General features: G+C 77.3%; 1 protein-coding gene and 1 pseudogene. Both read right to left on the reverse strand.

The features are described 5' to 3' along the window. Positions 1–857: FAD-binding oxidoreductase (locus tag AE652_RS41225; RefSeq protein ID WP_049661107.1), on the reverse strand; the 857-nt coding region annotated here is incomplete at its 3' end. Positions 858–956: 99 nt separating this feature from the next. Beyond that, positions 957–1,491: pseudogene (locus AE652_RS41230) on the reverse strand (hypothetical protein); the annotation flags it as partial.

A 1,491-nucleotide genomic window follows, 5' to 3' on the forward strand; every position in this document is an offset into this window, starting at 1 on the left:
CCCTCGTCGGGGTAGCCGGCCACCACCAGGGCCCGGGCCGGCGGGTCCTCGACCAGGCGGACGGTGGCGCCGAGCAGCAGCGCGCAGGTGCCCTCGGTGCCGGCGAGCGCCCGGGCCAGGTCGTGGCCCTGCTCGGGCAGCAGCGCGTCCAGCGGGTAGCCGGAGGTGCGGCGGGGCAGCCGCGGCATGCCCTGCCGGATGGCGGCGAGGTTGCGGTCGGTGAACTCCTGCAGCCCGGTGTGGAGTTGGCCGACCCGGCCGGGCAGTTCGGCGAGCGCGGCGCGCTCCGCGGGGGTGAGCCGCCCGCCGACGGTCAGCTCGGTGCCGTCCGCGAGCAGCAGCTCCAGCCGCTCGACGTTGTCGGCGGTGCGCCCCCAGGCGAGCGAGTGGGAGCCGCAGGAGTCGTTGCCGATCATGCCGCCGAGGGTGCACCGGCTGTGCGTGGACGGGTCGGGCCCGAAGCGCAGCCCGTACGGCCGGGCGGCGCGCTGGAGGTCGTCCAGCACGGTGCCGGGCTGGACGCGCGCGGTGCGGGCCCCCGGATCGACCTCCAGCACCGCGCCGAGGTGGCGGCGGAAGTCCAGCACCACCGCGCCCGGGCCGATCGCCTGCCCGCCGATGCTCGTCCCGGCCCCGCGCGCCACCACCGGCACCCGGTGGGCGCGGCAGAGCGCCAGCGCGGTGCGCACGTCGTCGAGGTCGGCCGGTTTGACCACGCCGAGCGGCAACTGCCGGTAGTTGGAGGCGTCCTGGCTGTAGACGGTGCGCTCGGCGGCGCCGAAAAGGACCTCGCCGCGCAGCACGGCGGCCAGCTCACGGGCCAACTCGGCCCCGGGGACGGCGGACGGACGGCTCACCAGGACCTCCCAGGAGTACGGCTCCGCCGATGATCGCAGCCGCGCCGCCGCACCGGTACCGGGCGCGGCGCCCGGCTCACCCGGGTGGGGGTGCCGCGGCTACTTCCGCCCGGTGAGCGTGCCGCGCGCGATGTGGGAGAGCTTGGCCACCTCGAAGGCCGGGTACGCGCCGCCCGCCAGCAGCGAGAACTTGATCCCCTCGCGGCCGCCCGGCCGGCGGTGGCCGGGCGGCTGGAAGCGGCGGTGGTGCTCGGCGGCGCGGTGGAAGAACTGCGGCCGCTCGGCGCGGGTGACGCAGCCGGCCAGGTCGAAGACGAACAGGTAGTGCCGGATCATCCGGACGAACAGCGCCTCGCGCACCGCGTACAGGTGCGGCTGGTCCTCCAGCAGGGCGAAGCTGCGCTCGTACTGCTCGAACAGGTCGAAGACGCCGCTGCCCGGGCCGCCCGCCGGGTGGACGGTCTCCCGGCGGCGGAGCCGGACGCACTCGCGGGCCAGCACGGCGGCCGTCCGGGCGCCGAGCAGCGCCGCGTGCGCCACCGGGACCTCCTCGTAGCGGCCGGGCGGGAAGGCCAGGCCCAGCTCGGCCCAGTGGCCGCGGCGGACCTGCGCCGGGTCGACGGTGGAGTCGCCG

The sequence above is a fragment of the Kitasatospora sp. MY 5-36 genome (assembly GCF_001182915.1).
Taxonomy (GTDB): Bacteria; Actinomycetota; Actinomycetes; order Streptomycetales; family Streptomycetaceae; genus Kitasatospora.